Origin of the sequence: Rathayibacter sp. KR2-224, from assembly GCF_049446075.1 — a bacterium.
Taxonomy (GTDB): domain Bacteria; phylum Actinomycetota; class Actinomycetes; order Actinomycetales; family Microbacteriaceae; genus Humibacter.
This window is the reverse complement of the sequence record NZ_JBMSEB010000001.1, coordinates 1408545-1434384: the sequence shown is the minus strand read 5'-3', so window position 1 is coordinate 1434384 and position 25840 is coordinate 1408545. Positions and strand designations below refer to the sequence as shown.

Genomic DNA, 25840 nt, shown 5'->3' with positions numbered 1-25840 from the left:
CTGCGGTCTTGGGCAACCTCGATTGCCCCTTGACGCGGAATAACTAAAAATGATGTAGTAATCCAGTTCGGGTCGGCACTCGTTAGGGGCACGCGGCAGGGGTACGCCCGGTCGCACCTGCCCGGGAGCCCGGCCCCGGGCATCCATGCACCATGAGGCAAAGGAGCATCATGAAACGGATCCTCTCCGTGCTCTCGATCGGCGTCGTCGCCGCCGCGGCACTGTCTGGCTGTTCGGCAAGCGGGGGCGGCGAAAAGACCATCAAGGTCGCCTACCAGAAGTTCGGCAACTTCACACAGATGGATACGCAGATGAAGGCCGTGGCCAAGCAGTACGAGGCCGCGCACAAGGGCTACACCGTCAAGCTCATTCCCATCCAGGCGGCGGAGAACGACTACTACACGAAGCTCTCGCTGATGAACAAGTCGGCTTCGACGGCACCCGACGTTCTCTACGAAGACACATTCCTGATCAAGTCGGATGCCGACGCCGGCTACCTCGCACCGCTCGACTCGTACGTGAAGAGCTGGAGCGACTGGTCGAAGTTCCCCGCCAACGCGCAAGACGCGGGCAAGGGCGAGGACGGCAAGCTGTACGGCATCTCGATGGGCACGGACACCCGCGCGCTCTGGTACAACAAGGATCTGCTTCAGAAAGCCGGCGTCACCCTGCCGTGGCAGCCCAAGACGTGGAACGACGTGCTCGACGCCGCGAAGAAGGTCAAGGCGGCCGAGCCGGGCGTGACGCCCATCAACGTCTACTCGGGCAAAGGTGCAGGCGAAGGCTCGACCATGCAGGGCTTCGAGATGCTGCTGTACGGCACGAAGGACACCCTGTACGACGAATCCTCCAAGAAGTGGATCTCCGGATCCAAGGGCTTCGAGGACTCGCTCGGCTTCATCAAGGATGTCTACACAGGCGGCCTCGGACCGGCGGTCCAGGACGCTCTCGACCCGAACTTCGGCAACGTCGTCTCCGGCCAGCTTCTCCCGCAGAGCAAGCTCGCCATCGACCTCGACGGCTCGTGGTTGTCGAGCAACTGGCTGAAGTCCGGTGCCGCACCCTGGTCGGACTGGACCAAGGTGATGGGTCAGGTGGCCATGCCGACGCAGGACGGCGCATCGCCTGGATCCACGAGCATGTCCGGCGGCTGGACCCTCGCTCTCGGCTCGAAGTCGAAGAACAAGGGCGCGGCGTGGGACTTCATCAAGCTCGCCCTCAACCAGAAGAACTCGCTTGCGTACGACGTCAACGCCACCCAGATCGCGGTGCGTTCCGACGTGGCAAGCGACCCGAAGTACACAGACGCCAACCCCACCAACAAGTTCTTCTCGGATCTGGTGAAGGTGACGCACTTCCGTCCGGCGACGTCTGTTTATCCGAAGGTGTCGAACAACATCCAGGTGGCGATGGAATCGGTCATGAGCGGGCAGCAGACGCCGAAGGAGGCCGCCAAGGCGTACGACGATGCGCTGACGGATGCCGTCGGCGGGTCCAGTCACGTGAAGGCCGAGTAGAGCAAGCATGTCGTCGCTGACTCACCAGGTGGCGACCGGCGCAGGCGGGCGGGGAGGGGCATCCTCTCCCCGCCGGCCGGCCCGCCGGAGGCACCCCGGCCGAACCCTCGGGCGAACGGCGCCACTCATCCCGTCGATGGTGCTCGTCGCCGTCTTCCTGCTCGGGCCGGTGATCTCGTCGTTCTACGGCTCGTTCACCGACATGTCGCTCACCGGGAGCGCGGCGCAGGGCGCCACGTTCATCGGCTTCGATAACTACGTGCAGTTGTTCCAGAACCCGGACTTCCTGCAGTCGGTGTGGCTCACGGTGCTGTTCCTCATCGGAAGCGCCATCATCGGCCAGAACGTGCTGGGCATGGGACTCGCGATGCTCATGCGCAGCGGCAACGCCGTGATGCGCGGCATCGTCGGAACGCTCGTGGTCACGGCCTGGATCCTGCCGGAGATCGTGGCGGCGTTCGCGTCGTACGCGTTCTTCCACAACGATGGCACGCTCAACGAACTGCTCGCGCTCGTGGGCATCCACGGCCCGAACTGGCTGTACGGCCTTCCCATGCTCGCGGTCATCCTGGCCAACGTATGGAGGGGCACCGCGTTCTCGATGCTCGTCTACTCGGCCGCGTTGTCCGATGTTCCTGAGGACGTCACGGAGTCGGCAGCGATCGACGGCGCAGGCGGATTCAAGCGGCTGATCTACATCACGCTTCCGATGATCAGGCGCAGCATCTCGACCAACCTGATGCTCACCACACTGCAGACCCTCAGCGTCTTCACGCTCATCTACGTGATGACGGCGGGCGGACCGGGCACCAAGAGCTCGACACTGCCGATCCTCGCGTACCAGGAGGCGTTCAAGTTCTCCCAGCTCGGTCTCGGCACGGCGATCGCGACCATCCTGCTCGTGATCGGCGGGATCTTCTCGATCGTCTACATCAGGGCACTCAGGCCGGAGGTGGACTGACGTGACGACGACACCCGTAGCGCGCGCTCGCATCGCGCGCCCGTCCATCGCCATGAGCTCACCCTCCGGCAGGGCGCTGCGCTGGGTCTCCAACACTGTGCTCGGGCTCATCGGCATCTGCTTCGCGCTGCCGCTCGCGTGGCTGCTGCTGGCATCGTTCGACCCGCGCGCGACGCTCACACTCAAGTGGCCGTCGACCCTCACGCTCGACAACTTCACTTCCGTGCTCACGCCGGACCTGGCGTGGCTCCCGCTGTGGAACAGCGTGCTGCTCTCCGGCGGATGCGCAATCGTCACCGTCGTGGTCGCCGTGCTCGCGGCCTACCCGCTCTCCAGGTACCGGCTGCGCATCAACAAGCCGTACCTGTACGGCATCCTGTTCGGCACCTGCCTGCCCATCACGGCCATGATGGTGCCGGTCTACAGCCTGTTCGTGTCGCTCAACCTCATCGACTCGATGTGGGGAACCATCCTCTTCATGGCGGCATCCAGCCTGCCCATGGCGATCTGGATGATGAAGAACTTCATGGATTCCGTGCCTGTCGTGCTCGAGGAGGCCGCCTGGGCAGACGGGGCCTCGATGATGACGACGCTCACCAGGGTCGTCGTGCCGCTCATGCGGCCGGGCATCGCGGTGGTGTTCATCTTCGTGTTCGTGCAGGCGTGGGGAAACTTCTTCGTCCCGTTCGTGCTGCTGCTCAGCCCGGAGAACCAGCCGGCCGCCGTGAGCATCTTCGCGTTCTTCGGACAGTACGGCGCGGTCGCCTACGGCAAGCTGGCCGCGTTCTCGCTCGTCTACTCGGTTCCCGTACTCGGCCTCTACGTGTTCATCTCGCGCGTGCTGGGCGGCGGTTCGGCGCTCGCCGGAGCCGTCAAGGGCTGACCGCGGCACAACGCCGCTGTGCACGCACATTCAGCCTGCCCATTCGCACTTTCCACCGCCCGACCCCTTCACCCTTCACAAGGAGCATCACGTGCACGACGACTCCCGTCTCGTCCTCCAGCGCATCAACCGATTCCTGGCCGAGCGCATCGTCCCCGCCATCTACCGGGAGCGCATTCCGCTCACCGTCACGGCGTGGGAGGTGCCAGACGAGCCCGTGCCGTTCACGGATGCCGTACAGGAGCAGTTCGCGCCCGTCGCGCCCGGCTCGGTGTGGGGCAAGCCGTGGGGCACGACGTGGTTCCACGTGACGGGCGCCGTTCCTGATGCGTGGCGCGAGGCATCCGGGAGCCTCCGGGTCGAGCTCGTCGCCGATCTCGGGTTCACGCTCGCCCAGCCCGGATTCCAGGCGGAGGGCCTGGTCTACACGCCTGAAGGCGTGGTGGTGAAGGCGATCGAGCCCATGAATGCGACGGTCGCGCTCGAGGCGCTCGCGGGCGCGAGAGGCGGGGCTGCGGACGGCGCAGGTCTCGATCTCTACATCGAGGCCGCCTCGAACCCCGACGTGGGGTTCCCATGGGACTGGCAGCCCACGCAGATGGGCGACAAGACGACGGCGGGAACAGCGCCCATCTACGTGCTGCGCGCGCTCGACCTTGGCCTGCGCGATGAGACCGTGTGGGAGCTGGAGCGCGACGTGTTCACCCTGCTTGGGCTGCAGGCCCAGTTGCCGCCTGCTTCCAACCGGGCGGCGCAGCTTCTGCGGGCCCTCGAGCACATGTGCGATGCGATGGATCCGAGCGACGTGCCCGGAACGGCGCAGGCCGGGCGCGACGCTTTGGCTGGCGTGTTGGCAGTGGAGGCGGCGGCGAGCGCGCACCACATCACGGCGGTCGGGCACGCGCACATCGATTCGGCCTGGTTGTGGCCAACACGCGAGACCGTTCGCAAGTGCGCTCGCACGTTCTCCAACGTGCTCGCGCTCATGGACGAGCATCCGGACTTCGTCTTCGCCTGCTCGTCTGCGCAGCAGTACGCGTGGGTCAAGCAGTTCTACCCAGAGCTGTTCGAACGCATCCGCGAGCGCGTCGCCGAGGGCAGGTTCGTGCCCGTCGGCGGCATGTGGGTGGAGTCCGACACGAACATGGTGGGCGGCGAGGCGATGGTGCGGCAGTTCGTGGCCGGCCAGGGGTTCTTCGAGCGGGAGTTCGGCAAGAGGACGGTGACCGGGTGGCTACCGGATTCGTTCGGTTACACCGGCGCGCTGCCGCAGCTTCTGGCCGGCGCCGGCATCGAGCACTTCGTGACGCAGAAGATCTCGTGGAACGACACCGACCGCTTCCCGCACCACACGTTCTGGTGGGAGGGCATCGACGGAACCCGCATGTTCACGCACTTCCCGCCGATGGACACCTACAACTCCGATCTGTCGCCGCGCGAGCTGGCGCTCTCCGACCGCCAGTACGCGGAGAAGGGCGAGGCGAACTCATCGCTCGCGCTCTACGGGTACGGCGACGGCGGGGGAGGCCCGACGCGTGAGATGGTCGCGACCGCTCGAAGGGCGCGCTCCCTCGACGGCTCGCCCGAGGTCGAGCTGGGCACGCCAGAAGGGTTCTTCGCGCGAGCGAAGGCGGAGTACGAGCACGCGCCCGTGTGGTCGGGCGAGCTGTACCTCGAGCTGCACCGCGGCACCTACACGTCGCAGGCGCGCACCAAGCAGGGCAACAGGCGCAGCGAGCACCTGCTGCGCGAGGCGGAGTTGTGGGCCACGACGGCTGCGGTGCGTGCCGGCGCTGACTACCCGTACGACGAGCTCGAGTCCGCGTGGCAGACCGTGCTTCTGCAGCAGTTCCACGACATCCTGCCCGGATCGTCGATCGCCTGGGTGCACCGTGAGGCGGAGCGAAACTACGCGCAGGTCGCGCAGCGCGTCGACTCCCTCGTCGAGCAGGCGCTGACCTCTCTGGGCGGCGGCGCAGACGACACGACTGTGGTCGGCGGCGCATCCGCCGACAGCGCGGGAGTGCTCGTGAACGCGGCCCCGGTGCCGGTGCGCGGCGTGCCCGCGCTGGGCGCGGGGGTCCCGGATGTCGCGGCGCAGGCATCTGTGCGCCGTGACGGCGACGCCATCGTGCTGGAGAACGCGCTCGCGAGGTTCACGCTGGATGCCAGCGGCCGCCTGGTGTCCGCGGTCGACGCGGCCAGTGGGCGGGAGGCCATCGCGCCGGGCGAGTCCGCCGGCCTGCAGCTGTTCCGCGACACCCCGAACCAGTGGGACGCGTGGGACGTCGACGAGCACTACCGCAGGCACGAGCAGGACCTCGACGAGGCCGTCTCGGTCGAAGCCGACGAGCAGCGGGGCGCTGTGCGGGTTTCGCGCAGTGTTGGGGAGTCGACCATCGAGCAGGAGTTCGCGCTCGCGCCGGGATCGCCGACTCTCGAGATCACGACGCGCGTCGAGTGGCACGAGCGCCAGAAGCTGCTCAAGTTCGCGTTCCCGCTCGATGTGCGCGCCGACCGGGCGGCCAGCGAGGTGCAGTTCGGGCACGTGTACCGGGCGACGCACGAGAACACGTCGTGGGATGCCGCGAGGTTCGAGACCGCAGCGCACCGCTGGGTGCACGTTGCGGAGCCCGGCTTCGGCGTCGCCGTCGCCAACGACTCGACGTACGGGCACGATGTGACGCGCCGGCAAAGGCTCGGCGGCGGCACCATGACCCTCGTGCGGCAGTCGCTTTTGCGTGCTCCGCTCTTCCCCGACCCCCAGGCGGACCAGGGCGAGCACGTCGTCCGCTCCTCGATCACGGTGGGCGCAGAGGTGGCGGATGCCATCGCGGCAGGTTACGCACTCAACCTGCCGCTCCGCGCGGGCACGGCTCCCGTCGAGCCGCTCGTGGCTGTGCATGGCGACGGTGTGTTCGTCGAGGCCGTGAAGCTTGCGGAGGACCGCTCGGGCGACGTCATCGTGCGCGTCTACGAAGGGCTCGGCCGGCGTGCGAAGGCGAGCATGAGATTCGGCTTCGCGGTCGCGTCGGCCGCGCAGACCGACCTGCTCGAGGGCGAGCTCGCGCACCCGGACGCGTACGACTCGGTGACGGGCATCCTTTCGCTGCGCCCCTTCCAGGTGGTGACGTTGCGCGCACGCCTGGCCTAGACGCGACACGAGAACGAACGTCGACTGATAGTCAACCCCTGACCCACATTCGGGGGGTTCGGAGGTTCGGGCTCTACCGTCGGGACGATGCGATCGGCAACAGGAGCATCTGTTTCAGAACCCGGGCTGCGGCTCCGCTCGCTCGACGGGCTGCGTGGCATAGCGGCCGGTGTCGTGCTGCTCCATCACCTGTCGATGACGATTCCGGCGGTCTCCAACGGCTACGACAACTCGGCGAACCTCGAGTTGTTCTCGCCGGCGTGGTGGCTCGTCGCGTCGCCGCTGAAGATCTTCGTGGCGGGTCCCGAGTTCGTGCTCGTCTTCTTCGTGCTGAGCGGTTACGTGCTCACCCTGGCGCCGCTGAAGGCGCGCACGGCTCGGGTCGAGGTCGGGAGTTCCAGAGGCCCCTACGACTGGCTCGCGTACTTTCCGCGTCGCATCCTTCGCCTCGGGGTTCCCGTGGTGGCCGCCATGGCGCTTGCGTATGTGGTGATCACCGCCTTCCCGCACCCATCGGGTGCCTCGACCGGCTCGTGGCTGTCGCGGCAGGCGCACCCCGACACCAGCCTGCACAACCTGTGGACCGAGACGCTGCTCATCGTCGACCCGAACCACCCGTCGATCGATCCTCCGCTGTGGTCCCTGACGTGGGAGATGTGGTTCTCGCTGCTGCTGCCCTTCGTGGTGCTTCTGGCGCTGTGGAGCCGCAGGGTTCCCGTGCTGTGGGGGGCGTTCTTCATCGGCGTCAGCGTGTACGGCTACGTCGCGCACATCGACGCCGCCATGTATCTTCCGGCGTTCGCGCTCGGGGCGCTGCTCGGCGCGAACGCGGAGCGCATCCGTGCACTCTCCGACCGTTGGCATGGCACGCGCAGGCATACCCTCACGTTCGCAGCGATCGTGGTGTCCGGCCCGCTGCTGTCCATCTGCTACTGGTTCGTGCGCCCGGTCTTCGGCCCGACAGGCGACGACCTGGCCCTCGCGATGCGTGTTCCTGGCGCACTGCTCCTGGTCGGAGCCGTCGCCTTCCTGCCGTCGCTCGGCCGCGTGTTCGCCGCACGGCCGTTCGCGGCGCTCGGCAAGGTGAGCTTCAGCCTCTACCTCGTGCACTCGCCCATCGTCGTGCTGTTCGGGCTCAACTTCACGGGTGAGAACTGGTGGCTGGGCGCTTTGCTTGCGCTCGTCACGAGCTTTGCGCTGGCCATCGGCATGTACCTGCTCGTCGAACGTCCCTCGACACGGCTCGCCAGTTGGGCAGGCAAACGCGTGGCGGTCGCGGTGCACGCCGTGCGCAGGCGCGTCGGCGTTCCCGTGCAGAGCGCACCGGAGCGCAGCGAACCGGAGCGCAGCGAACCGGAGCCGCGCGAGCCGCAGCCCCGCGAGCCGCAACCCGCAGCGCTCCGGCGGGAGCCTGTGGTCTCGGCCGAGCGCAGCCTCGTTTCCCGCTAGCGCCACAGGCAACGGCCGGAAAGACCCTTTGCTCCGCGCACTGCTGCGCCTAGCGTGAACTCCATGTCGACACCTCCAGGAGCGCCGAGCAGCTCCTGGGTGCGCGAGCTCGTGCGACCGCGCAGAGCCGATGTTCCCTGGGACCTGGCGATCCTCACCGCGATCGCCGTGGCGGTGCCGATCGGTGTTGCGCTCGCGGTCATGCACGGGAATCCGTCGATCCTCGGCATCGGAGTGCTGACCTCCATAGGGGCGCTCATCACGTCCGTCGCCGACAGGGGAGGCGCCGCCGCCGAGCGCCTGCGCCGCATCGTCACGACGGCGCTGTCCGCTGCGGTCGGGCTCCTCGTCGGATGCCTCGCGCTCGGCCACGACATCGCCACCGTCATCGTCGTGGTCGCCGCGTCGCTGGGCTCAGGTCTCGCCGGCGTGATCAGCGCCAACGCGTCCCAGGCCGCGCTGCAGTTCCTCGTCTACACCGTCGTCGGAAGCGGCATCGACTTCGGGCTGCGGCCGATCTGGCTCGCACCGCTCGTGCTGCTGGCGGGTGCAGCATGGCGCCTGGCGCTCACGGCCATTGCGATCGCGGTGGGCGGCAGGGGGCGCGCTCCCGAGTGCTCGGTCGTGGCATCCGTCTATTCGGCGGTTGCGGCGCAACTCGACGCCATCGGAACACCGGGCGTCGAAGCGGCGAGGCGCGACGTCACGACCGCCCTCAACCAGGCGTACGACCTGATGATCGCGGCGCGCAGCTCCCTGGCAGGACGCGACAGCCGCTGGCGCGAACTCGTCGCGCAGTTGAACGCGGCGACCCCGATCGTGGAGGCGGCGACCACCGTCGCTGCGGAGGGTCAACCGATCCCGCCCCGCCTGCCCAACACGTTGCGGGCTCTCGCCAGGTCGATCGAGCACTCGGGATCGCCGCCGCCGGCAGTGCCTGCTCCCGATCGTTCGACGGCGGGGCGCGCGGCGTTGTCTTCCTCCCTGCGCCTGGCGTGCTCCCTGCTGGCGGGCGACGACCCCGTGACGACGACCGTTCCCATACCGCGCCCGGACACCATCGGGTTGCCGCGTCAGAGTCCGCGCGATCGAGCTCGAACCGCGCTCGATCACCTCGTCAGCGGTGGCGAGACCTGGTTCGCCGTGCTGCGACTCGTGGTGTGCATCGCCGTGGCGGAGGCGGTGAGCGTGCTGCTGCCGCTCGAACGCCCGTACTGGATCATGCTCACCGTCGCGGTGATCATGAAGCCCGACTTCGGGTCGGTGTTCGCGAGGGCGGTGCAGCGCGGCCTCGGCACGGTGGTCGGCGTGCTGATCGGTGCTGCCGTCGTCGAGGTGCTACCGCAGGGCTGGCCGCAGGTCGTCGCGCTCGCCCTGCTTGCCGGGGCCATGCCGATGGCCATCCGCCGCAACTATGGACTGTTCTCCACCTTCATCACGCCCGTCATCGTCATCCAGCTGGAGCTCGCGCACGGCGGCGACACGGGACTCATCGTCAGCCGGGTCTCCGACACGCTCATCGGATGCGCCATCGTGCTGCTGATCGGATACCTCCCGTGGCCCTCGACGTGGCGTTCGTCGCGGCAGCTGGGCAATCGGGTCGCGGATGTCGCGGCTGACGTCGCGAGGTACCTGGCGATAGCGCTCGGACCGATCGCCGACGGCGCCCCGGCCGATCCCGCCGGCGCGCCCGACGAACCGGGGGAGGCGGGTGAAGGCCGTTCGGCCGGTTACTCCGCGGCGAGGGACCGATCCGCCTCACGACGCACCACGTATCGGCGGCTTTCCGACCTGCGAACCCTCGTGCAGCAGACGCTCGCCGAGCCGCCACCGTTCAGTACAGCTGCCGCAGCATGGTGGCCCGAGATCGTGGCGCTGGAGCGGGTGACCGACGCCATCACCTCCACCGCCATCCATGCCGCACAGGCCAGGGCCCACCCGGATCCGGATGCCGTCGCGCGCCTGCACGACGCCCTCACCGACCTCGCCGCCTCGGTGCGCATGCACAGGCCGCCTGACTCGATGGAGCTGCCGTCCGACGACCTGCTCGCCCGGGTGACCGACGAGGTCGGCGCGGCGCGAGCCGTGCTCGCCTGATAGCGGCCCGGCGAGAGCCGTGCTCGCCTAGTAACGGCGCGGCGCGAGCCGTGCTCGCCTGATGGCTGAGGCGGCCAGCTGACGGTACTGTGCGAGAGGGGCGAACGGCGCGAGGGGCGGCATGGCACAGATCGACATCATCGGCGACGACCGGGCGATGGCGTTGATCAGGGCCAGCGTCATCCCGGATGCGGCTGCGCTCGCCGAAACGCTCGTCGCCGGCGGCATCCGCGCCATCGAGTTCACATTCACGACGCCCGATGTGGAGCGCCACATCGAGCGGGCGATGGCCCGCGAAACCGGGGCCATGGTGGGCGCAGGCAGCGTGCTGACGCCCGGCCAGGCCCGCAGCGCTCTCGACGCGGGCGCTCAGTTCATCGTGACCCCTGGGCTCAGCCGGGCGGTTGCGGAGATCGCGGCGGGGGCATCCGTTCCCATGATGATGGGCGCGTTCACCCCGAGCGAGATCATGCAGGCGCTCGCGGAGGGGGTCTGGGCCGTGAAGGTCTTCCCGGCGCAGACGGCGGGTCCCGAGCATTTCGAGCACCTCCTCGGGCCGATGCCGATGGCCAGACTGATCGCCTCTGGCGGCATCGTCGCCGAGAACGCCCGGTCGTTCCTCGACGCCGGCGCCTACGCCGTCACGGCCGGCTCCTCCGTCGTTCCTGCTGATGCGCTCGCCGAATCCGATTGGACGGGCATCCGCCGTCGCGCCGAGGCGTTCGCGAAAGCTGTGCGCGACCTGAGAGGCTAGAGTCTGGCGAGCGTATTCCCGCCAGAACGAACTGAGAGGCACCCGGTCCATGTTGCTTCCCCGACCGACGACCCTTTCCCTCGGTGAGGGAGAGTTCGAGCTGACCCGCATCACCCGCGTCACCGCGCCTGCCGAGCTCGCGGGGGCGGCATCGTGGCTGCAGGGTGCACTGCGACCCGCGACGGGATTTCCCCTGGAGGCCGGACCGGACGGCGGCATCGAGCTGGAGTGGAACCCGCAGCTCGCGCCCGAGGGCTACACGCTCGACGTGACTCCGGACGGCGTGCGCATCGCAGGTGGAGGCCCGGCCGGCGTGTTCTACGGATGCCAGTCCCTGCTGCAGCTGCTGCCGCCGCAGATCTACCGCAAGGGACGCGTGCTGGAGGTTCCGTGGGTGATGCCGGTGGTGAGCATCCGGGACGCCCCGCGGTTCACGTGGCGAGGCGTCATGCTCGACGTCGCGAGGCACTTCATGCCCAAGCACGACGTGATGCGCTTCATCGACCTCATGGCCATGCACAGGCTCAATACGCTGCACCTTCACCTGACAGACGACCAGGGATGGCGCGTCGAGATCAAGCGGTACCCGAAGCTCACCGAGGTAGGGTCGTGGCGGCGAGAGAGCCAGCTGGGTGGCGCATCGTACGCCCGCGGCGACTCACGACCGCACGGCGGCTTCTACACGCAGGACGACCTGCGCGAGATCGTCTCGTACGCCATGGACAGGTCGATCAACGTCGTGCCCGAGATCGAGTCGCCAGGGCACACCCAGGCCGCCATCGCCGCCTACCCCGAGCTCGGCCTCGCCAGGGAGGAGAGCGAGCCGCTCGGCGTATGGACCAGGTGGGGCATCGACGACAACATCATCAATCTCGAGGAGTCGACCGTCGAGTTCTTCACGAACGTGCTCGACGAGGTGATCGACATCTTCCCTTCGCCCTTCATCGGCATCGGAGGAGACGAGTGCCCGAAGACGGGCTGGGTGCTCGATGAGCGCACCCAGCAGCGCAAGGCGGAGCTGGGGCTGGCCACCGAGGAGGAGCTGCAGGCGTGGTTCGTGCGTCGCCTCGACGATCACCTGGCGCGACGAGGGCGACGGCTGTACGGCTGGGAGGAGATCCTCGAGGGAGGCCTCGCCGGCTCCGTGAGCCAGGGTGCCACGGTGGCGTCGTGGCGGGGCATGACCGGAGCGATCGCGGCGGCGCGTGCAGGCCACGACGTGGTGGCCTGCCCGGACGATCAGGTGTATCTCGACTACCGCCAATCGGACAGGTCGGACGAGCCCATCCCGGTCGGCACGGTTCTCACCATCGCCGATGTGTACCGGTTCAACCCGGTGCCGATAGAACTGACGCAGGACGAGGCGCAGCATGTGCTCGGCGGCCAGGCGAACATCTGGACCGAGCACATGGACTCGCCCCGCACGGTCGACTACTTCGCGTTCCCGCGGCTCTGCGCGCTCGCCGAGGCGCTGTGGCTCGAGGGTGAGCGCGACTACGACGAGTTCGCCGGACGGCTCGACCAGCACCTGGCAAGGCTGGATGCCATCGGCGTCGAATACCGCCGCTCGTCCGGCCCTCTGCCGTGGCAGCAGCGGCCGGGCATCACGGGACGCATCGTGACGCCGCAGCAGCGGGCGGCGTACCTGGCGCCGCTCACGGCGCGCATCGCGTCTGCCGCTCCCGCTCCCGCTCCCGCACCCGCCGCAGCCGAGCCGACCACCATATCCGCCGTCACGACCGGCCCGAGCGACTTCGGCATCGGCACCTCGATCTGAGCCGTCCAGGCTCCGGATGCCTACAGGAAGATGTCGGGGAACAGATCGCTCTCCGGCACCCCAGGCGAGTAGGCCGCGAGATCCGTGATGCCCGCCTCCGCGAGAACGTCCTCCACGATGAGGGAGCGGCCGGTGTACTCGCGCGAGGGCTTGGTGAGCACCTCGTATGCGGCATCCGCGTAGATCTCGGGTGTGCGGCTCTTGGCCAGCAGCGCCTCGCCGCCGAGGATGTTCCCGACCGCTGCGGTCTTGATCGTGGTGCGCGGCCAGAGCGTGTTGGCGGCGATGCCCTCGCGCGCGAACTCGGCGGCGAGGCCGAGCGTGACCATGCTCATGCCGTACTTCGCGAGCGTGTAGCCGGTGTGCGCGCCCAGCCACTTCGGGTCGAGGTTGATGGGAGGGCTGAGCGACAGGATGTGCGGATTGAGCGCGTTCTTCAGGTGCGGGATCGCGGCGCGCGAGAGCATGAATGTTCCCCGCACGTTCACGTCCTGCATGAGGTCGTAGCGCTTCGGTTCCAGTTGGAGCGTGCGCGACAGGTTGATGACGCTTGCATTGTTGACGACGATGTCGATGCCGCCGAACTCGGCGACCGTGGCGTCGACGGCCCGCGCGATGTCGTCGTCGTCGCGCACGTCTCCGACGACCGCGAGGGCATTGCCGCCTGCTGCACGGATCTCGTCGGCCGCCGTGTGAATGGTCCCAGGGAGGCGCGGATCGGGGGTGTCGGTCTTCGCGAGCATGGCGACGTTCGCGCCATCACGCGCCGCTCGCACGGCGATGGCGAGGCCGATGCCGCGGCTGCCGCCGGACATCAGTATGGTGCGGCCCTTGAGATCGGCCATGGACGTGTCTCCTTCGGTCAACGTGCGGAGCGTGCGGCGAAAGCGGCGACGCGCGTGCGGGCATCCTCGGTGTCGAACGCGGCACCGATGGTGCGTGCCTCGTCGTCGAGGCCGTCAGCGTAGCTGCGGCCGACGCTCGCGCGCACAAGGCGCTTCGCCTGCCCATACGCGCCGCCGGCCCCGGTTAGCCAGTGCTCCGCCACCGCCCGCGCCCTGGCCGTCAGGGCGTCGTCTGGCACCACCTCGGCGACGAGCCCCCATTCCAGCCCTTCCACGGCCGTGAGGGAGCGGTCGGTGAGCAGCAGCTGAAGCGCCCGCCTCACGCCGACGGCCTGCGGCAGCAGCGTGCTGACGCCGCAGTCGGGCGTGAGGCCGATGTCCGCGTACTTCGACACGAAGAACGCGGCCTCGCCGGCAACGACATAGTCCGCGACGAGCATGAATCCGAGGCCGCCGCCCGCCACGGCGCCCTGTACCGCCGCGACGATCGGCTTCGGCGTCTCGTCGAAGATGCGGTGGCCCTCGTGGATGACGTCGGCAAGGCCCCCGACCACCTGACCCCCGCCTCCCGTGGATGCCATCGCGGCGACGTCGCCGCCAGCGCAGAACGCAGGTCCGCTGGCGTCGAACAGTACGGCCCGGATGTCGTCGCGCTCGGCCACCTCCCGCGCGAGGTCGCGCCACCTGTGCGCGGCGTCGCCGTCGATGGCGTTCAGCCGCTCCGGGCGGTTCAGGGTGAGGTGCGCGAGCCCGTCGGACACCTCGAAAAGGATCGTGTCGCTCATGTTCCGTGAACCTACTCCCCGCTGGAGGCGGGGGAGGTGGTGGTGCACGGCTGCCACAGGGAGTCGCGGGCGGCGCGCGCCGCGCCTTGTAGGCATCCGCATGCGCGCGGTGGAGCACCTGTGTACAGCCGAACCGCGTCCTGCGCTTTACTGGCTGACATGCCCGACCCCATGAGCGCTGCCGTCGTGCGCGACATCAGCGCAACCCTCCTTCCCGGGTTCACCGGCACGCGGCTGCCCGAGGCACTTCGCGCCCGCCTCGCCGAAGGTCTCGGCGGCGTGTGCGTGTTCGGCCCGAACATCGTCTCGGCGTCGCAACTGCGGGAGCTCGACGACGAGATCCTCGCCGCGAACCCGCTCGCCGTGGTCGCCATCGACGAGGAGGGCGGCGACGTCACGCGCCTGCACTACGCAGAGGGCTCGCCGTTCCCGGGCAACGCCGTGCTCGGGCGGCTCGACGACGAGTCGCTGACCGAGCGGGTGGGCCGCGACGTGGGGTCGGCGCTGCGCCGCTCCGGCTGCACGCTCGACTTCGCGCCCGACGTCGACGTCAACTCCAATCCGGACAATCCCGTCATCGGAGTACGCAGCTTCGGAGAGGATGCCACGCTCGTCGCCAGACACGGCGCGGCGTGGACCCGAGGCATCCAGGCGGCCGGCATCGGCGCCTGCGCCAAGCATTTCCCCGGGCACGGCGACACCGCGCTCGATTCCCACCTGGCACTGCCGGTCATCGACCGGTCACTCGATGAGCTGCGGGCCAGGGAGCTTGTGCCGTTCCGTGCTGCCATCGAGGCCGGTGCGCTCAGCATCATGACGTCGCACATCGTGCTTCCACAGGTGGATGCCGGCGCGCCCGCGACCTTCTCGTCGCGCATCCTGCAGGGCATCCTGCGCGAGGAACTGGGCTTCGACGGGGTGATCGTCAGCGACGCGCTGGACATGAAGGGCGCGAGCGGAGAAATCGGGATTCCCGAGGCCGCCGTGCGAGCGCTCGGCGCAGGGTGCGACCTGCTCTGCATCGGAACCGACACGACCGACGAGCTGCTCGATGAGATCGTCGAAGCCGTCTACGAGGCCGTTGCCTCGGGCAGGCTCAGCGCGGAGCGCGTGACGGATGCCGCGCGCCGGGTACGCGGCCTGGCCGCCCGTCTGGCAAAGCTGCGGGCCGACATCCCCGAGCCCAGCGTCGAAGGCGAGGAAGCGCCTGCGCCGAGCGTCGACCGCGTGCTCGGCAGCTTCGAGGTGCGGGAGGGCGCGCTGCGGTCGGTCCTGGATGCCGATGGGGCGAGCGGGCGGCCTCCGTTCGCCGTTGTGCGCATCGAAACGGAGGCCAACATCGCGGTCGGGGTCGCGCCGTGGGGACCCTTCGCGCAGACGATCGCCGAGCCGGTCGCGGCGGACTCGCTCGCCTGGGCCGCGCACCCGGTGTTCGTGGTGTCGGAGCTCGATGTCCGGGAAGACGTGGCACCCGGGCACGCATCGGACGGTCTCGAGCGACGGATCGCGGACATACTTGCTGCCGTGACCGAAGGTCAGGGTGTCGTTGTGGTGGGCAAAGCCATGCACAGGCATCCGTTCGCACGAAGCACCGTCGACGCGTTGCGCGCGGCGCGCCCGACGCTCGCTGTGGACATGGGCTGGCCGTCCGATGGCCGGGAGTACGCCGACGTCGCCACGTTCGGCGCCTCGCGGCTCATCGGCCGAGCGCTCATCGCACTGCTGGAGCCCTCGGTTGGTACCCGTCGGCCCAGTCCGCAAGACTGAGACCGACGTAGCTCGAGCTCAGGAGGGCACCCAGTGGAAGTCGTGATCAAGCAGACGGCCGAGGAGGTCGGGGTGCTCGCCGCCGACCTCATCGAGCGGGTCGTGGAGTCCAAGCCGCGAGCCGTGGTCGGCCTTGCGACGGGTTCGTCGCCGCTGGCGATCTACGCGAGCCTGGCCGAGCGGGTGAAGGCCGGCACGCTCGACTTCACGGGCGTGCGCGGGTTCGCGCTCGACGAGTACGTGGGCATCCCAGAGGAGCATCCGCAGAGCTACGCGTCGGTCATTCGTACGGAGGTGGTCGAGCGGCTGGGCATGGACCCAACGCTCGTGCAGGTGCCGGACGGCCGTGCCGTCGACATCGAGGTGGCGTGCCGCGATTACGAGCAGGCGATCGTGGATGCCGGCGGCATCGACATCCAGATCCTCGGGATCGGCGCCAACGGGCACATCGGTTTCAATGAGCCGACGTCGTCGTTCCGGTCGCGCACGCGCATCAAGACCCTCGCGCCGAAGACGCGCCGCGACAATGCGCGCTTCTTCGGCTCGCCCGACGACGTGCCGACGCACTGCATCACTCAGGGGCTCGGCACCATCATGCATGCCCGTCGCCTCGTGCTCGTCGCGCAGGGCGAGGGCAAGGCGGATGCCATCGCTGCGGCAGTGGAGGGACCCGTCGCGAGCGTGTGCCCAGCGTCGATCCTTCAGTTCCACGAACACGCGACGGTCATCATCGATGAGGCTGCGGCGAGCAAGCTGCGGTTCGCCGACTACTACACGTACACCTACGACAACAAGCCGAGTTGGCAGCTGTAGCGACAGGGCGGCGGCGTCAGGCCAGTGTCTGTCCCGCCGCCCAGACGCCGCGCACGTTCCACTCGTGGTCGAGCAGCACGACGTCGGCGAGATAGCCCGCAGCCAACCGGCCGAGCTCGTGGTCGCGACCAAGCACCTTCGCGGGCGTCAGGGTGAGCGCCGCGACGGCATCCGCGGGCGCGACCCCGGTCTGCTCCACCGCGATCTTGAGCGCGACGTCTTGCGTGAGCGTGGAGCCGGCGATCTGGTTCGTTCCGGTCAGGTAGACGTGGCCGTCCATCACGGTGACGGCGAGTGATCCGAGGCCGTACTCGCCGTCCGGCATGCCGGCCGCGACCATGGAGTCGGTGATGAGTGCGATGCGCCCCGGAGCCTGCACGAAGGCGAGGTGCGCCACGTCCGGGTTCACGTGGAATCCGTCGAGGATGAGCTCGAGCGCGACCCGCTCGTCGTCGAAGGCGGCGACGATCGGCCCTGGTGCCCTGTGATGGATGCCAGGCATGGCGTTGAAGACGTGCGTGAGCACGCGTGCTCCGCGGTCGAACGCCGCTCTCGCCTGCTCCTGCGTCGCGTTCGTGTGCCCGACGGCGACGATCACGCCCGCCTCGACGAGCACGTCGATGGCTTCGAGAGCGCCAGGCAGTTCGGGAGCCATCGTGATCTGGCGCAGGGTTCCGCGAGCGGCGGCGATGAGCAGCTCGACAGCCTCCAGATCGTCCGGCGTGCGCAGGAACTCCGCGTTGTGCGCACCCTTCTGCTCCGGGCTGAGGAACGGGCCTTCGAGGTGGGATCCCAGAACGAGCGGGTCGGACTCCATCAGGTCGGCGATGCGGGTCAGGCTGACGCGCAGTTCGTCGACCGGATTGGCGACGAGGCTCAGCACGGAACGCGTGGTGCCATGGCTGCGATGCACGCGCAATGCGAGCGAGAGGTCGTCGAGGTCGCCCTCGTAGGCGTGGCCACCGGCACCGTGGGAGTGCAGGTCGATGAAGCCGGGGGTGAGCCAGCGTCCGCCTGCGTCCGTGATCTCGGCCCCCTCGGCGTACGCGTGCCAGCCGGCGCCCGACCCCGTGGCGACGATGCGGTCGCCCGCGGTCGCGAGCCAGAAGTCGTCGACGTGGCCGCCTGCATCCAGCTTTCTGGCTCCATGGATGACGCGAGTCGCGGTCACGCGAGCTCCTTGCGCCCGCTGACGATGCCGCTCACGAGTGCGACGACGGCGAACACCACGGCGACGACTGGTTGACGAAGATCCCACCAGGCGAACGCGGCAGCCGTCATGACGATGATCTCGACGATGGCCTTGCCGAACGTATCGATGTGGATGACGGCCTTAGGTGAGCGGAACAGCGCCCAGAGCACGGCGGCGAGTAATGGCGCACCGATGCCGACCACGAAGTTCCACGGGAGCGGCCAGGCGATGAAGCCCCACACCGCGAGGCTCACGAAGGCGAACAGCTCGAGCACGAAGCGCAGAACTTCCCAGAAACCGATGCTGGGTTGCTCGAGCGGATCCCGCTCGCCTTGGGCGTGCGAACGCTCGGAGTTCTGGGCAGACATCGCCTCCATGTTAGCCGGGGCCGGGTGGAGCCGGTCTTTCGAAGCGTCAGCGGAAGATGATGGTGCGGGCGCCGTCGAGCAGCACCCGGTTCTCGGCAAACCACTTCACGGCCTGGGTGAGCGTTCGGCTCTCTTCGTCCTGACCGATCGACACCAGCTGCGCAGGCGATGCAGTGTGGTCGACACGCACCACGTTCTGCTCGATGATGGGGCCTTCGTCGAGGTCGCTCGTCACGAAATGGGCCGTCGCGCCGATGAGCTTGACGCCTCGAGCGTGCGCCTGCTTGTACGGGTTCGCGCCCTTGAAGCCCGGCAGGAACGAGTGGTGGATGTTGATGCAGCGCCCGGCGAGCGCTTCGCACAGCTCGGGGGAGAGGATCTGCATGTACCTGGCGAGCACCACGAGCTCGATGTCGTTCCGGTCGACCTCCTCGAGAACGCGCGCCTCGAAGGCCGCCTTGCTCGAGGCATCCGTGACGGGAAGCGACTCGAACGGTACCCCGTAGAAACCGGCGAGCTCGCGCAGCGCCCCGTGGTTGGAGAGCACGAGGGGGATGTCGACGGGCAGCTGGCCGGCTCGCTGGCGGAACAGCAGGTCGTTGAGGCAGTGCGCCGCCGTCGAGACGAGCACGAGGGTACGCAACGGACGGCCGACGGTGTCGAGCGTCCACGTCATGTCGTAGCGCTCGGTGACGGGCGCCAACGCCGCCTCGAATTCCGCGCGATCGGCTGGCGACTCGATCTGCAGGCGCATGAAGAACCTGCCGGTGTCGGCGCTGGAGAACTGCTGACTCTCCGTGATGTTGCCACGGGCCTGAACCACTGCCCCGCTGACGGCGTGCACGATGCCTGGGCGGTCCGAGCAGACCAGTGTGAGCACCCAGTGTTTGAGCGGCGTCTCGGGTGCAAGCGGCGTCTCGACGGACATTCCATAAGGGTATGGCACGGGGGAGAACGGCTCGACGCGGCGCCGATCGAATCGATTAGAGTGGATCGTCGCCGGCTGTAAGGGAGCGCTGATGGGGTCGCCCGATTCCGATTCGAGAGACACGACCAACGGCCGTTTCCCCTGGGTCGGGATGCTCGCCCTCGCCGCTGCCGCGTTCCTCGCGGTGACGAGCGAGTCGCTTCCGACCGGTCTGCTGCCCGAGATCGCCCGTGGCCTGAACTCGACGACTCCTGAGACCGGCATGCTCGTGTCGGTCTACGCCTTCACGGTGGTCGTGGCCACGACGCCGCTCACTGCGCTGACGCGACGCATTCCGCGGCGGCCGCTCATGGTGATCGTCATCGTCGTGATCGGCCTCAGCTCGCTGCTGCTCGCCTTCTCGCCCACGTACGGCGTCGCCGTCATCGCGAGGATCACCGGCGGCATGGCGCACGGCGTGTTCTGGGCGGTGACGGGTGCGTACGCGGGGCACATCGTTCCGCCGCACCAGGTCGCGCGGGCTGTTTCGATCACGTCGGGAGGCGTCTCGCTCGCGCTGATCCTCGGTTCGCCGTTGGGAACGATCATCGGGCACGCCCTCGGCTGGCGATTCGCGTTCGCGATGGTGGGATGCCTGCTCATCGTCGGCTCCGTCGTCGTCGGCATCATGCTGCCGAAAGCGGTGGTTCCAGGTTCCCGTACTGCAGGCATCCCCACCCTGACGGGCGGCTTGCAGACGGTGACCGGCGGCATCCCGACCAGGCCTAAGGGCGCGCGGCGGCGGGACGCGAGCATCCGTCCGGTCATCGTGCTGTGCGTGCTGACCGGGCTCATCACGCTCGGCAGCTTCACGCTCAACGCCTACATCGCGCCGTTCATCTCCGACGCAATGGGGCTTGGCACGGGTGCAGTCGGCCCTCTGCTGTTCGTCGGCGGGCTCATGGGCGCGATCGGCGTCGTGCTCGTCGGCGTGCGCTTCGGCCGGCGCCCGCTGCCGTACGCCTCGGTATGCCTCGGGCTGACGGCCGTGGGCGTCGCGGTGCTCGCTGCAGTTCCGGGCGTGTCCGTCGTTGCGATCGGGGCCTTCGTGCTGTGGGCCCTCGCATTCGGATGCCTGCCCCCTCTGCTGCAGACCGCGCTTCTGCACGCCGCTTCCGCGCGGTTCCGTGACACGGCGAGCGCACTCTTCACGACGGCGTTCAACGTGGGAATCGGCGGCGCAGGCGTGGTGGGTGGTGCCGCCTATGCCGCGCTCGGAATCGGTGCCGTGCCGTGGGTGGCACTGGGCATCCTGATCGTGGCCGCCGGGATGTTCGCGGTCATGCTCGTCTCGGCCGCACGCAGCTCGTCAGAGCATGACGGTGACAGCAACCTCGAGACTCGTCGGGCCGAAGCGGCCTGAGCTCGGGTCGAGGTGCCTCGCCGCGACCTGGTGAACTCGGGCGCTCTGGATCCAGTTGGAAGCCGTCGCCGAAGTGCGGGAATGGCACGCCCCTGCTGTTTGGAAGAAATCTTTCCCGTTTCGCGTCATGATTCGCGCCGCCAAGTGTCTCTTCAAGTGAAAGGACACCGTCGCGTCTCATTCGGCTTCGACGCGACGGCCCTGACTGAGACCCGAAACGGTCAGGATGCCGCTGGAACGCGTGGGGACGACCGGCGGCGAAGGGGCGGTACCGCCGAGGTGAAATCCGGCGGTACCGCCACTCTCGATCGTTCAGGGCCCGTGCTAGCGGTCGTCCTCCTGCACGCGAGGAGAGACATCCGAACGTCCGTCGCTCAGCACGATCGCCAGGAGCACCGCGTTCACCATCCAGCTGAGCGCCACGGGGGGAACCACGAAGTTCAGCGGGAAGAGCGCAACCAGCACGACCGCGCCGAGCAGGTGTATGAGCATCCATGGTCCGCCGGTCGCACGCCGGAACAGCGCATTCCCGAACGCGTAGAGCGCCGCTCCGCCGCAGAGGAGCCCGGCCACCCAGGCCTTCGAGTGGCCGAGGGAGCCGCCGAGGATGAGCGCGTCGGCGACCGCGGAGGCGACGATGCCGAAGATCAGGAGCAGAGGTATGTAGGTGTACGCGGTCTGCGCGATCATGCCGCGCTCGGAGGCATGCGAGATGTAGTCGCTTCCGCCCCGTTCGTTCCGCCTGAAGTACAGGAGGAAGAGCAGCACGGTGCCGACGAAGGCCGCAAGGAAGGCGTCGGCTCTGGCCGCGTCGATGCCGCCCTCGGCGAAGCTCACACCCGTCTCGATGATGGATTCGCCAAGCGCGATGATGAGGAAGAGACTCACACGCTCGGCCATGTGCTCGCCCGAGACGTTCCAGGTGCCGATGTCGGAGGAACCGAGGCCGGGAACCCAGAACCGCAGTCGCGGACCTGCATACTCCAAGACGAGCGCCGCGATCCACACCCAGAGGCGGCCCTCTGACGGCAGCAGGGCGCCCGTGATCCACACGGCGCCTGTGCCGGCATGCCAGCACGTGATGCGCACGAAGTTGAGCGCGTGAGCCCTGCTGTTCGGCAGGAAGGCCACGACTGCGAACACGCTACGTGTGAGCCCGAACACGACGAGCGAGACCGCGAACAGCACGGCACGATCCCCGAAGGCATCCGGGATCGCCACGGCGACGAGCATGCCGAGCAGCATCATCACGAACAGAAGCGCTGACACCTGCCAGCGCTCGGGGTTCAGCCAGCTCATGGCCCACGTCGAATACACCCAGGCGAACCAGACGACCATGGCGAGCATCACGCTGTGCAGCAGCGCCGGCGCATCCTGGTGCCCGATCAGAATGTGCGACAGCTGCGTGACGGCGAACACGAACACGAGGTCGAAGAAGAGCTCGACATAGGTGACGCGGTGCGCGCCGTCGCCCGTCGTGGGCCGCAAGAGGGTGCGGGTGCTCTTCGCCATCGGCACAACTCTGGCACGGCTCGTGTCGCGCCGGCGGATGCCTGCGCGTCAGGCCACGATGACGCGCACGCCCGCATCCTCGAACTCGCGCACCTGTTGCGGTGTGATGCCGTCGTCGGTGATGAACGTGTCGAATGCGCCGGCCCTGCCGACGGAGGCGAGGGCGCGACGGCCGATCTTGCTCGAGTCGGCGATGAGCACCGCGCGTTCGGCGCGTTCGGCCATCAGGGCGTTCACGGCCGCCTCATGCTCGTCGTGCACGGTGGGTCCGAGCACCGGGTCGACGCCGTTGACGCCAATGAACGCGAAGTCGAGCGCGATCTGACTCAGCACTGCGTCGGTGTAGGGCCCGACGAGCTCGTACGACCTGGCGTGCACCACGCCGCCCGTCATGACGACCTTGATCTGCGGGCGCATCACGAGTTGTGCGGCGATGTTGATCGCGTTCGTCACCACGGTCAGCGTCGGCCGCACCGAAGGCTCGGAGACATCGGGTCGCGAGCCCAGCGCTGTCGCGACGGCCGTGCTCGTCGTCCCTCCGCACAGGCCGACGACGGCTCCGCGCGGCACGAGTGCGCTCGCCGCCTGTGCTATCGCCTGCTTCTGTCCCGCGTTCTGCTCCCGCTTATACCGCATGGGCAGGTCATAGGCGACCGACTGACCGGTTGCACCGCCGCGGGTGCGGCTGAGCAGCTGCTGCGCGGCGAGCGCGTCAAGGTCCCTGCGGGCCGTTGCGGGCGATACGCCGAGGCGGTCGACGATGTCGTCGACCTCGATGGCGCCGGTCTCGGCGAGCAGGTCGAGCACGGCACGCAGCCGCTCCGTACGGTTCATGAGCCGGCCCCTTCGGATGCCGCGCGCGGCCGACCGCCGCTCGCCTCGGCGAAGAGGCGGAGCATCCGTTCGGCCTCTGCGCTTAACGCCGCGCGCCCGGCAGCCACGTACCTGCGCGAGTCCACGACCTCATGGTTCTCGGCGAGGTACCCGCGCACGGCCTGCGTGAAGAAGCGGTTGAGGTGGGTGGACACGTTGATCTTGGTCATGCCCGCGCGGATGCCCGCCACTATGACGTCGTCGGGCACGCCCGATGAGCCGTGAAGCACGAGCGGCACACTCAGTGCGCTGCGCAGCCGGGCGATCAGGTCGAGGTCGAGGGATGCCTCGCGCGTCGTCATCGCGTGCGAGGAGCCGACGGCGACCGCCAGGGCATCCACCCCGGTCTCCGCGACGAATCGGCGCGCCTCTTCCGGGTCGGTGCGCACGCCTGGCGCATGGGCGCCGTCCTTGCCGCCGATCTCGCCGAGTTCGGCCTCGACCATGACGTCGCGATCGTGCGCGTAGCGCGTGATGCGCTGCGTGGCAGCAACGTTCTCCGCGTAGTCGAGACGTGACGCGTCGAACATGATCGAGCCGAAGCCGAGGTCGACGGCACGCCTGGCCAGGTCCTCGTCTTCGGCATGATCGAGGTGAACCGCGACACGCGCGTCGGTCTGCTGCGCCAGTGCGAGGCATCCCTTCGCGATGGGTTCGAGAGTGCCGTGATAGGCGACGCAGTTCTGCGAGATCTGCAGGATGACGGGAAGCCCGGCCCGCTCGGCCGCGGCCACGATGCCCTCCGCCGTCTCCAGGTGGATCACGTTGAATGCGCCGATCCCCGTGCCCTGCGCCCTGGCATCGGCCACGAGAGCGCGTGTAGCTGTGAGCGTCATGCCACGCCACCGGTCGCCTGGCCCGCCGGGAGCGCATCGGCGAGAGCATCACGCGCACCCAGCGCCGAGCCGTACAGGCCGGCGTCGGCGCCGATGCTCGCCGCGATGAGCTGCGGTCTGCGATGGAACGTGAGGATGTCGTCCAACCGTTCCCGAAGCGGCTGCAGCAGCTCCTCGCCCGCCCCGGACAGCCCGCCGCCTATGACGATGGCCTGTGGTGCGAGCAGCGCGACGACGTGTGAGAAACCCAGAGCCAGCGCGTCGAGCGCCGTGGACCAGGCGGCGGCCGCATTGTCGTCGCCGTTGTGCATGAGCTCGAGCACCTCCTTCGCGCCGCCGACCACGCGCCCTGTGCGGGCTGTGTACCTCCGGGCGATGGCGGCAGCCGAGGCGACGGCCTCGAGGCATCCGCGTCCGCCGCATGCGCACGTCGGGCCCTCGGCTACCCGGTCGTGACCGATCTCGCCCGCGAGCCCGCCCCCGGTGTAGAGGCGCCCGTCCACGAATACGGCCGCCGCGATTCCCGTGCCGATGGTGACGACCACGACGTCGTCGAACCCGCGCGCCGCCCCAAGCCTGTGCTCCGCCTGCCCCGCGCCGCGTACGTCGTGGCCGAACCCGACGGGCACCCCGAGTGCCTCCTCCGCCTTCAACCGGAAGGGGTAGTCGTGCCAGCCGAGGTTCTCGGCGAACACGCCTATTCCTCGCACGTCGTCCACGTGGCCGGGAACGATGAGGCCGGCAGCGGCCGCCCGCACGCGCGGATGCCGAGTCGCCAGCTCGCCTGCGAGGCGCGCGGCCTCTTCGACGACCCGGTCGCCGGTGTGCACCTGCGCGAGCGGCGTAGGCACGCGCAGGGTCTCCAGCAGCGTGCCGTGCTCGTCGACGAGAGCAGCCTTCATGTCCGTGCCGCCCACATCGAACGCGTAGACGGCAGCGCCCTGCCCGAGTGACGCGGGAGTGGTCATTGCGCGTCCAGGATGACGGAACGCGTCAGGTTGCGGGGCTGGTCCGGGTCGAGTCCCTTGCGGCGCGCGCGCTCGAGGGCGACGCGGTGCAGCCGCACGAGGTCGGCCATCGGGTCGATCGGGTTGTGCTCGAATCGCGCGCCCGTTGCCGCGGTATCGGCCGCGATACCGGTGGGCAGATCACCGAACGCCCAGGTCACGCGACCTGGTGCCGCGATGGCGATGGGCCCGTGCCGGTACTCCTTCGCGGGGTACGACTCGGTCCACGACTGCGACGACTCGCGCATCTTGAGGGCTGCCTCGTGCGCGATCCCGACTCCGAAGCCCGTGCCGAGGAACGTGTACTGATCTGCGTCGATGAGCTCGTCGTCGAGCTCGGCGTCGAGCGCACCCCTGGCTTGCGCGATGACGCTCGACAGGTCTTCGCCGAGGGATGCTCGCAGCAGCGCGAGCGCGCTCGTCGCGAATCGCGTCTGCACGACCGACTTCTCGTCGGCGAACGGCAGGGCGACGACGTCGTCGACGAGATCGACGAGAGGCGTGCCCGGGTCTCCGATGAGACCCACCGTTCGCGCGTGCCCGCCCCGTGCGCGAACCTGGTCGAGGAGTTCGAGCACCTCCGTCGTGGTTCCGGAGCGGGTGATGGCGACGATGGCGTCGTAGTCGCGGTCGACGAGCGCTTCGGATGCCGCGAAGGCATCCGTCTCACCGTGGCCGGCGCGCTCGCGCAGGCTCGCGTAGGCCTGGGCCATGAACCACGACGTGCCGCAACCGACGACGGCAACCCGCTGGCCTTGGGTCGGGAGCAGTTGGCGTTCGGCGGTCAACGATGCGGCGCGTTCCCACACGTCGGGCTGGGAGGTGAGTTCGGCCTCGAGGTCTGCCCCTGGCACGCGGGTCTTGTCATCGGTCATGGCAGCAATGATCGTTCATGATCGCAAGGCGTGTCAAAGTTGCAA

21 protein-coding genes are annotated in these 25840 nt (G+C 68.6%); 11 read left to right on the top strand and 10 right to left on the bottom strand.

The annotated features are described in order from the left end of the window. The first annotated feature begins 170 nt into the window (after positions 1 to 170). From ACO2Q7_RS06655 to ACO2Q7_RS06620, 8 genes are all read left to right on the top strand, one after another. Positions 171 to 1517: an extracellular solute-binding protein gene (locus ACO2Q7_RS06655; protein WP_423354823.1), complete on the top strand. Its 1347-nt coding sequence runs from the start codon at positions 171 to 173 to the stop codon at positions 1515 to 1517. A 7-nt stretch (positions 1518 to 1524) separates the two neighbouring features. Beyond that, complete coding sequence (locus tag ACO2Q7_RS06650) at positions 1525 to 2478, top strand: carbohydrate ABC transporter permease (RefSeq protein ID WP_423354822.1); 954 nt, start codon at positions 1525 to 1527, stop codon at positions 2476 to 2478. 52 nt (positions 2479 to 2530) lie between these two features. Then, a complete protein-coding gene (locus ACO2Q7_RS06645; RefSeq protein WP_423355982.1) occupies positions 2531 to 3361 on the top strand; it encodes a carbohydrate ABC transporter permease in 831 nt (276 codons plus the stop codon). Between the two features lie 91 nt (positions 3362 to 3452). Then, positions 3453 to 6515, top strand: a complete 3063-nt coding sequence (locus tag ACO2Q7_RS06640) for an alpha-mannosidase (protein WP_423354821.1) — start codon at positions 3453 to 3455, stop codon at positions 6513 to 6515. An 87-nt stretch (positions 6516 to 6602) separates the two neighbouring features. Next, positions 6603 to 7964 (top strand): acyltransferase family protein, encoded by a 1362-nt coding sequence (locus ACO2Q7_RS06635; protein WP_423354820.1) that lies wholly within the window; start codon positions 6603 to 6605, stop codon positions 7962 to 7964. A gap of 63 nt (positions 7965 to 8027) precedes the next feature. Then, complete coding sequence (locus tag ACO2Q7_RS06630; protein ID WP_423354819.1) at positions 8028 to 10061, top strand: FUSC family protein; 2034 nt, start codon at positions 8028 to 8030, stop codon at positions 10059 to 10061. A 121-nt stretch (positions 10062 to 10182) separates the two neighbouring features. Beyond that, positions 10183 to 10815 (top strand): bifunctional 4-hydroxy-2-oxoglutarate aldolase/2-dehydro-3-deoxy-phosphogluconate aldolase, encoded by a 633-nt coding sequence (locus tag ACO2Q7_RS06625; protein WP_423354818.1) that lies wholly within the window; start codon positions 10183 to 10185, stop codon positions 10813 to 10815. A gap of 49 nt (positions 10816 to 10864) precedes the next feature. After that, positions 10865 to 12592, top strand: coding sequence for a beta-N-acetylhexosaminidase (locus ACO2Q7_RS06620; RefSeq protein WP_423354817.1), 1728 nt, complete (start codon positions 10865 to 10867; stop codon positions 12590 to 12592). 20 nt (positions 12593 to 12612) lie between these two features. On the opposite strand, the gene ACO2Q7_RS06615 is transcribed toward ACO2Q7_RS06620, so the two are convergent. Next, positions 12613 to 13437, bottom strand: coding sequence for an SDR family oxidoreductase (locus tag ACO2Q7_RS06615; protein WP_423354816.1), 825 nt, complete (start codon positions 13435 to 13437; stop codon positions 12613 to 12615). A 17-nt stretch (positions 13438 to 13454) separates the two neighbouring features. Further along, the gene (locus tag ACO2Q7_RS06610) at positions 13455 to 14222 is read right to left on the bottom strand and encodes an enoyl-CoA hydratase/isomerase family protein (RefSeq protein WP_423354815.1); all 768 of its coding nucleotides are present in this window, start codon (positions 14220 to 14222) and stop codon (positions 13455 to 13457) included. A gap of 159 nt (positions 14223 to 14381) precedes the next feature. On the opposite strand from ACO2Q7_RS06610, the gene nagZ reads away from it, so the two are divergent. Together nagZ and nagB are read left to right on the top strand one after the other, a co-directional pair. Next, complete coding sequence (gene nagZ, locus ACO2Q7_RS06605; protein WP_423354814.1) at positions 14382 to 15989, top strand: beta-N-acetylhexosaminidase; 1608 nt, start codon at positions 14382 to 14384, stop codon at positions 15987 to 15989. Between the two features lie 33 nt (positions 15990 to 16022). Then, entirely contained in the window at positions 16023 to 16802 is a 780-nt protein-coding gene (gene nagB, locus ACO2Q7_RS06600; protein ID WP_423354813.1) for a glucosamine-6-phosphate deaminase, read from the top strand. Positions 16803 to 16818: 16 nt separating this feature from the next. Here the strand turns inward: nagB and nagA are convergent, their stop codons facing one another. Genes nagA through purU form a run of 3 tightly spaced genes read right to left on the bottom strand, consistent with a single transcriptional unit; the run spans position 16819 to position 19290 of the window. After that, positions 16819 to 17973, bottom strand: coding sequence for an N-acetylglucosamine-6-phosphate deacetylase (gene nagA / locus ACO2Q7_RS06595; RefSeq protein WP_423354812.1), 1155 nt, complete (start codon positions 17971 to 17973; stop codon positions 16819 to 16821). Further along, positions 17970 to 18362 carry a YrdB family protein gene (locus ACO2Q7_RS06590; RefSeq protein WP_423354811.1) on the bottom strand — a complete coding sequence of 131 codons (393 nt, stop codon included), beginning with the start codon at positions 18360 to 18362 and terminating at the stop codon, positions 17970 to 17972. The genes nagA and ACO2Q7_RS06590 overlap by 4 nt, the downstream gene beginning before the upstream one ends. Before the next feature lie 46 nt (positions 18363 to 18408). Continuing rightward, complete coding sequence (gene purU, locus ACO2Q7_RS06585) at positions 18409 to 19290, bottom strand: formyltetrahydrofolate deformylase (RefSeq protein ID WP_423354810.1); 882 nt, start codon at positions 19288 to 19290, stop codon at positions 18409 to 18411. A gap of 91 nt (positions 19291 to 19381) precedes the next feature. Here purU and ACO2Q7_RS06580 point away from each other — a divergent pair, with 91 nt between their 5' ends. Continuing rightward, positions 19382 to 20692: an MFS transporter gene (locus ACO2Q7_RS06580; protein ID WP_423354809.1), complete on the top strand. Its 1311-nt coding sequence runs from the start codon at positions 19382 to 19384 to the stop codon at positions 20690 to 20692. 324 nt (positions 20693 to 21016) lie between these two features. Here ACO2Q7_RS06580 and ACO2Q7_RS06575 read toward each other — a convergent pair whose 3' ends face one another. The 5 genes from ACO2Q7_RS06575 to ACO2Q7_RS06555 are packed head-to-tail and all read right to left on the bottom strand — an operon-like array spanning position 21017 to position 25795. Next, complete coding sequence (locus ACO2Q7_RS06575; protein WP_423354808.1) at positions 21017 to 22204, bottom strand: low temperature requirement protein A; 1188 nt, start codon at positions 22202 to 22204, stop codon at positions 21017 to 21019. A 48-nt stretch (positions 22205 to 22252) separates the two neighbouring features. Beyond that, positions 22253 to 23038, bottom strand: coding sequence for a DeoR/GlpR family DNA-binding transcription regulator (locus ACO2Q7_RS06570; protein ID WP_423354807.1), 786 nt, complete (start codon positions 23036 to 23038; stop codon positions 22253 to 22255). Further along, positions 23035 to 23913, bottom strand: coding sequence for a class II fructose-bisphosphate aldolase (locus ACO2Q7_RS06565; protein WP_423354806.1), 879 nt, complete (start codon positions 23911 to 23913; stop codon positions 23035 to 23037). Before ACO2Q7_RS06565 ends, ACO2Q7_RS06570 begins: the two co-directional genes overlap by 4 nt. Continuing rightward, entirely contained in the window at positions 23910 to 24881 is a 972-nt protein-coding gene (locus ACO2Q7_RS06560) for an ROK family protein (RefSeq protein ID WP_423354805.1), read from the bottom strand. Before ACO2Q7_RS06560 ends, ACO2Q7_RS06565 begins: the two co-directional genes overlap by 4 nt. Further along, entirely contained in the window at positions 24878 to 25795 is a 918-nt protein-coding gene (locus tag ACO2Q7_RS06555; protein ID WP_423354804.1) for an SIS domain-containing protein, read from the bottom strand. Before ACO2Q7_RS06555 ends, ACO2Q7_RS06560 begins: the two co-directional genes overlap by 4 nt. Positions 25796 to 25840 lie beyond the last annotated feature (45 nt).